This is a genomic window from Celeribacter naphthalenivorans (assembly GCF_020524585.1).
Lineage (GTDB): Bacteria > Pseudomonadota > Alphaproteobacteria > Rhodobacterales > Rhodobacteraceae > Celeribacter > Celeribacter naphthalenivorans.
This window is the reverse complement of record NZ_JAIVLK010000017.1, coordinates 1-7,339: the sequence shown is the minus strand read 5'-3', so window position 1 is coordinate 7,339 and position 7,339 is coordinate 1. Positions and strand designations below refer to the sequence as shown.

General features: G+C 62.1%; 5 protein-coding genes. All 5 read left to right on the top strand.

Going from position 1 to position 7,339, the window contains the following annotated elements; translation table 11 throughout:
• Window positions 1-255: 255 nt before the first annotated feature.
• On the top strand, window positions 256-2,037 hold the full coding sequence (locus LC094_RS21370; protein WP_226554826.1) for an alpha/beta hydrolase: 1,782 nt from the start codon (window positions 256-258) through the stop codon (window positions 2,035-2,037).
• Window positions 2,038-2,182: 145 nt separating this feature from the next.
• Window positions 2,183-4,228 (top strand): vWA domain-containing protein, encoded by a 2,046-nt coding sequence (locus LC094_RS21365; protein ID WP_226554825.1) that lies wholly within the window; start codon window positions 2,183-2,185, stop codon window positions 4,226-4,228.
• Window positions 4,229-4,247: 19 nt separating this feature from the next.
• Complete coding sequence (locus tag LC094_RS21360; RefSeq protein WP_226554824.1) at window positions 4,248-5,081, top strand: hypothetical protein; 834 nt, start codon at window positions 4,248-4,250, stop codon at window positions 5,079-5,081.
• Window positions 5,082-5,092: 11 nt separating this feature from the next.
• The gene (locus tag LC094_RS21355; RefSeq protein WP_226554823.1) at window positions 5,093-5,608 is read left to right on the top strand and encodes a hypothetical protein; all 516 of its coding nucleotides are present in this window, start codon (window positions 5,093-5,095) and stop codon (window positions 5,606-5,608) included.
• Window positions 5,609-6,692: 1,084 nt separating this feature from the next.
• Window positions 6,693-7,339: BapA/Bap/LapF family prefix-like domain-containing protein (locus LC094_RS21350; protein ID WP_226554822.1), on the top strand; the 647-nt coding region annotated here is incomplete at its 3' end.

Genomic DNA, 7,339 nt, shown 5'->3' with positions numbered 1-7,339 from the left:
TCTGGTCCTACAACAATGAGCGCCCGAACATGGGCAACGGCGGGATGACACCCGCACAGAAACTGAGAATGGCCGCGTAAACTCTAAGACCAAGCCCCAGTAAAAACGGGGGGATTACCCCTCTCCGTCCTGTCCCTCCACAAAAACTCACCGACAGAACACACAGAACAATCTACGCAGCACTACCAGACTTGTGTTGACGACACGATCTGAGAGAAACTGAATAAAAGCTCCTTGTCTCATTCAGTTTCCACCATGCCACGCCCACTCAGTTCCAAGTCTCTTGCTGACCAGAGGTTCCTGTTTTCCGCTCAGTCGTGGAAGCTCGACGACGAGGGGTATCAGACGGATCCGATCGACATGGAGATCGTGGCGAGCACCTATCGCTCCATCATCGACGAGACCGCCTTCGAAGAGATGATCGCCAACTGGAGTGACAAGCTTGACCGACAGAGCGACGTCCGGCTGGGCATGTCACGGCAGTTGCTGTCGCAACTCCTGCTGGCGCGCAAGACACTCGAGACGCTTGAAATCCCGGCCGAGAACGATCCGCTGAAGCGGGCGGTCTCGGACATCCCGGGACCTGCCATCGTGCTCTCTCCCGACGGGCGCGTTGCCACGTCCAACGTCGAGGGAGAGCTGGCCTTCGCGACACATCAGGGGGCCTTTTTCGACGAAGCCATCCTGGGCGTCGAATCGCTGCAGGATTTCGCGGCCTTGCGACGCACGGCCATCGACCAGGGCAATGCGGGACAGGCAATCCTGACAATCTATCCACATGACACAGATGCCTATCCGACGCCCTTCCTGGCCGAAGGCTACACCCTGCGCCTGCCCGGTCAGACCGGCGACTACATGGTCATCCGCTCGCTCGAAGTGGCATGGAGCCCTTCGGTCGCTCAACGCTTGCAACAGGCCTTCGGCCTCAGCAAAGCCGAAAGCGAGGTCGCCCGCCTGTTCTTCCAGCTGCGCAACATCGACGGAATCGCGCGGCAGCGCGGAGTCTCGGTCCTGACCGTCCGCACCCAGATCAAGGCCATTCAGGCCAAGACCGCGGCCCCTTCGAACATCGACCTGATGCGGCTGCTGTCCATGGTGGCCAGCCGCGACCTTCTGGGGCGGCGCGGCGAAAGCCCGGTCTGGCATGATCCCATGGAGCGGGAACGGCAGCTTACCCTGTCCGATGGACGCCGGATCGCCTGGACCTGGATGGGGGCCGAGGATGGAACACCGGCCCTACTGCTACGGGGCCTGACGATCGGCTACCTTCTTCCGGCGCAGGCGCAGGACCGTTTGAAGGCCGCAGGCATCAAACTTTATGCCCTGTCGCGGCCGGGGTACGGCAATTCCACCCTGCATCAGGACCTCGATGCGCAGGCGGACAACCTTGCCGCGCTCGATGCGTTCCTCGACCATGAAATCGGCGGCCCTTGCGTCGGGATCGGAATGTCTGAAGGGATCACCCCGCTTTTGGCCGCGCAAGGGCTGACCCCCTCGCGGTTCAGTGCGCTCATGGCCATCGGTTTCACCGGCGCGCTGAACCGCCACGCCGTGCCGCGCCTGCCGGCCATGCAGCGCACGATGCTGAAGCTCGCGGGCAGCACGCCCTGGCTGGCCGAACTGATCGCCAAGCTCGGCCATCGCATGATGCAGCAGCATGGCGTCGATTGGTATCTGGAACGGGCCTACAAGGATTGCCCCGTCGACATGAAGTGCTGCCAAGACCCCAATCTCGCCCCGCTGCTGCGCGATGCCGCCGGACATATGCTGACCCAGGGCCACGTGGCCTTCGTGCGCGACCTTCAGCTGTATCAGACAAATTTCGAGCAAGGTCTCGCAGAACTGGACATCGACCTGCACTGTCTGATCCCCACAGAAGACGGCATCTACCACGCTGAAGATTACGATACGCTCAGGGCTCTGAACCCGCGAATCCAGGTAGAGCCCGTGCCCGATGCGGCGGCTTTCCTGATCTACCAGCAGACGGATCTGGTCATCGACCGGATCATCGACCTGGTCTCGCGTCACCGGAACTAAGCCCGACTCCCGCCCCACCAGCCATACACCATCTGGAGTATGACGCTGTCCAACCGAGTTCATAAGGTCGCCGCGTTCGGACGTTGGCCCGCATCAAGGGCCTGCCGGACATGCAGAGGATTGGGCGACAGGGAACGAAGACAGGATGAAAACAATATGGGCAGGCGCCGCCATTCTGGCGACACTGGTGCAGGGCGCAGCCGCGCAGGATGACGGGACAGTGATCGTGATGGATGGCTCTGGCTCCATGTGGGGACAAATCGACGGTCGTCCGAAGCTCGAGATCGCGAAGGAGGCCCTGGCCGAGGTCCTGCAGGATGTCCCCCCGGGCCGTGAACTTGGCCTGCTGGCCTATGGCCATCGCCGCAAAGGTGACTGCGGCGATATCGAGCTGCTGGTGCCGCCTGCGCCCGGCACGGTGTCCGAGGTTCTGGGATCGGCCAACACCATGCGCTTCCTCGGCAAGACGCCCCTGACCGAAGCCGTCCGCCAGGCCGCGATCGGCCTGCGGTCAACCGAGGAGGCCGCGACGGTCATCCTGATTACCGACGGGATCGAGACCTGCGAAGGGGATCCCTGCGCCCTCGCGCGCGAGCTGGAAGCCGGTGGCGTCGACTTCACCGCCCATGTCGTGGGCTTCGGTCTGAGCCGGGAAGAGGGTGCCGCGCTTTCCTGTCTCGCGACAGAAACTGGCGGTCGCTATATCGAAGCCAGGGATGCCACCGCCCTGCGCACGGCGCTGAACCAGACGATTGCAAGCACTCCGGCGCCCGAGACCACGGGCACCCTGCCCCCGGCCCCCATGGCCACGCTCGACGCGACCGAAACCGCCGGACGCGCCACGGCGATCGACATCACCTGGACCGGACCGGCGCGGGCCGGGGACTATATCGACATCGCGCCTTTCGACGGCGCCGGCACCCATTCCTTCACCTCCGCGCCCGTCACCGCAGGAGAGGACAAGGTCACGCTGACGCTGCCCGCCGACCTTGGCACCTATGTGCTGCGCTACGTCCAACCCCTTACGGAAGAGGAACGCGCCAGCATCGGTCAAGGCCGGACCGAGCGCACGCTCGCCCTGCGGGACATTGCGGTGGTAGATATCGACAAGTTCCTCGACGCCCCGGATGTCGCGGGTCAGGGAGCGACTATCAGTGTCGCATGGGGCGGCCCCGCGGGCGCCGGGGACTTCATCGGCATCTATCACGCCGGGGCCTCGGGCATCGACCCGTGGCTCGAAGCCTATGGGGTCGATAGCAGCAGCCCCGTCTCCATCCACATGCCCCTCGATCCCGGGTCGTATGAATTGCGCTACATCGTCGAGGGATCGGACGGCGACGCCATCCTCGTGACCGAACCCGTCACGATCAGCGCCGCTCAGATCACCTTCAACGCTCCCGACACGATCCGGCCCGGCGCGACCTTCCCGCTCGGCTGGTCCGGCCCTGGCGGCCCGGACGACTGGATCGACATTGTCGATACGGGCACCGACGGCGTCTATGCCTCGGACGGGTATTCCGAGTACAGCTATGCCTACACCAAGGAAAGCATGGAGAGCCGCGAGGCCACGCTGACCGCCCCCGAAGCCCCCGGCAGCTACGAGATTCGCTATATCGGCAGCTATCCGTCAAACGGGCGGGCCTCGACCTCCGAACGCCTTATGCTGTTCCGGCAGGCAATCACCGTTTCCGCCGATGCGCCCGACTGGTCGCTGCCCGTTGACGAGGGCGAGAGCGAGAACGTAAGCGCCGCCTCCATGGACGACGTCACCAAAGATGACGTGACCACCGCCTCTGAGACGCCGGATCGGGCGCCCGCCGACGAGCCCGCCGCGCCGTCCGACCCACAGTCCGACGCAGAGGTGCCCGCCCCGCAAGACGACATCGCCTATTTCTGCGAGGAGGCCGAAGGCTGCGTCATCGAGGATGCTGAGACCGGCGTCGGCTTCTTCATCCGCTATGGCTGGGCCACCGACCTGCCCTATCACGAAGGTCCCGAAGCGCCGGTGCGGATCAACTTTTTCGACACCCGAACGAATGCGCAGGTGGCGCTGAATGCGCCTGCGGACATAACGGACGGCCTGCTCTGCCTGCCGAGCACCGTGGGAACACTCTGCAATCTCACGCCGGACGACCCCTCGGCCATGATCGGCATGACCACGCTGATCCAGACCCTGAAAACACTCGAATGACATGCGCCCAGGACGCGAGATGATGACCATGACACTCAAGATCCTGTCCCGCGGGGCCTGTGCCGCCCTGTTCTTCTGGGCGCCTGCCGCCCGCGCCGAAAACCCCGCGCCGGTTCTCTATTGCTCGTTGGAGAACGGCTGTGCCCGTGGCGCGGCGCAGATCTCGGAGACCGATGCCGGTGTGCTATTTGGACAGGAAGTCACGCCCGGCCAGGTCTCGATCGTCTACGTGAAGGGGCAGAAAGCGGCCGCGCTGTCAAAGCTCGCCCCCGAGAAGGTGAACGAAATGTTTGGCGGCCAGGAACCGATGCCGCGACTGCTGTTTCTGCCGAATGACGTGGGCCATGTGACCGATCCGATTCCCGTCTTCGCCCCCGGCACCGACGGTCAGGAGATGGTAATCTCACTCTTCCCGGACGATGACGCGGGCATCGTGCCCCGGGACGGCCTCTGGCGTGTCGCGTCGCGCGACCAGACATTCTCGAATTGCCCGGCGCAGATGGAGGCCATGTTCCGCAGCTCCGGCCAGCTGGATGCGCAGAACGAAACGCGTCGTTTCGACTGGGGCGGAAAGTTCGACCCGGAGGCCTTCGACTTCATGAACGGCGAAGGACAGCGCATCGACTGGCACCGGACCGGCCCGAACAGCTTTGAGGGTGAATTGTTCGCGGTCGCAAGCGGCCCCGCCGAGGTCGCGGCTGATGTCGGGGCGGAAATTCTGACACCAACCCGGATCGACGCCCATGTCGACCTTTTCATCGGCGCGATGATGGGGGCCGAGGCGCTTGCTTCCATGGGGCTGTCCGACTGCAAGGTCTTCATGACCTTCGATATCGAGCACACGGCGGATTGAGAGGTAGAGCGATGAAACGGATTGCATCAGCAGGGATTTTCGCCTCTGCCCTCCTGTCGGCCCCTGCGGCTTCGGCCCAGGATACGCTGACATCCTGGGATCAATACCTCAGCTTTCTCGGCCAATCCTGCGTTCTCGATACGCTCGGCCTTCAGAGCAAGATGATGGCGGGCATGATGGCCCGCCACGGTGCCGGTATGACCGAGCGCGACGACCGCGACGGCATGGATTTCTACGACCATCCGAACGGCACGACGCTCGAGCTGTCGGCGACCGACGAAGAGGTCCTGTGCCGTGTGGTGATCCCTCCGACCGCGCTTGCGCCGGGCGGGATCGAGAGCCTGCGCGCGGGACTTGCCGAAGAAATCGGCTACAAGGTGCCGTCCGACAACCTCGAAACCGTGACAGACGACGGCAGCACAGAGTGGTCCTACGATGGCTCCACGGACAACCGCATGACGGTGCGTTTCTCTCTGCTCGATGACGGCGGTGCATCAGTCGAAGCACAGTCAGCTCGCAAGAGGTGATGACAGAACAACCCTCGGAAACAGGCTGATCGTTTTCGAGAAGAAGAACTCGCGCCCAGGGCTGAACTTGATGATGTCCTGAAGCGTCCGCGCATAGCCGAGGATTCGCCTCAGGCAGAGGTTCCTACAACTGGCGGGCCCCTCGGTGTGCTATGACACTCAAGACCGCAAGCTTGTCAGGCTTCCCTCAAGTGGGCAAGTCGAGACGCCAAAATCCCGGCCGCCCTGCGCTCACTGGTGCGTTCCAAGTCTTGACCTACGGGATTGCAGCCCCCTGAACTGGAGCACCTTTATGAATACCAAGCTAAATTGCTCGCCCTGGCGGGATTTTGCCGCGCGGGCGCAGCAAGACGGGTGCGGTGCATGACCGTGCCGCGCCATTTCGATATCGCAATGGCAGGATCATCCTCCTTATCTTCTGCACGTGTTCTACAGGTTGACCTTTTTACGAACCGGTGAAGTTTCCCGTAAAGGCATCGCATTGCGTATTCTGAGATCACTCGCCGCGCACCAGCCAGAGAGGCGCTACGCGCGTGGCTTGGTGCTCTCATCGGGTTGGCACTGGTTTGTTGCTCTTGTCGTCCGCTGGAGCGGTGGCCATGACTGCAGCCATGTCCGCGCCCCCATCGCGCATTGGAGGTTCTGGTTCGGCCTGATACCGATCGCAGTTGGGACGTTATCGCTGGTCCTACTGGCAACTGTCGATGCCCGACTGACAGGTCGTCCTATGCTTATGCAAACATGTCTGACGTCCTCACCTGTGGGACAGATTTGAGGATTTGCACAACGGAGGGAACCAAAGGAAGTCTCGCCCCACAATCCCAGAGTGATCCTCCACAACCACTCGAGCCTCCCAGAGCTTCGAACTTGACTACGACGAGCTGAGGCATTTTAAATATACTTAAGTATGTATTTATGCATATTGTTTATACTAAAGTTTTCCATATACTAACATAAGTATATATTCAGAGGGCGCAATTGTGATACTCGACAGCTAAACGGCCAGATTCGAGAAAGAATATTGCACGTACGATTCCCCTTGAGCCGGTCATAAAAATTTGAAGCCATCAAAAAGGAAGTTATCATGCAAATCACCCGTCTAGTTGCGGATGCACCGAAAGATATCCAAATACCGGTGAGCAAAGAAGACATTCAAAACTATGCCAAGGCGGGCAACGACCTGACCGTTAAATTGCGTAATGGTGATGAGATCCTTGTCGAGGACTTCTTCGTCAAAGGTGCTGAAGGTGAAGTAAGTCGCCTGTTGTTCCAAGACGGCTCTTTTGCCGGACTTGACGGCAACGTAGCAACGCTTACTTCGGCCGGGCTTGGTCAAGGAATGGTGGCAAACGAAGCCATTTTTGCAGCTGCGGGTGTGGCTGGAGCTATCGGGCTTGCTGCAGCGTCGTCAGGAAGTGACGGCTCAAATGGCGACACTGGCGCAACTGGAGACACCGGCGCAACGGGCGACACCGGCGCAACGGGAGACACCGGCGCAACGGGTGACACCGGCGCAACGGGCGACACCGGCGCAACGGGCGACACCGGCGCAACGGGCGACACCGGCGCAACGGGCGACACCGGCGCAACGGGCGACACCGGCGCAACGGGCGACACCGGCGCAACGGGTGACACCGGCGCAACGGGCGACACCGGCGCAACGGGCGACACCGGCGCAACGGGCGACACCGGCGCAACGGGCGACACCGGCGCAACGGGCGACACCGGCGC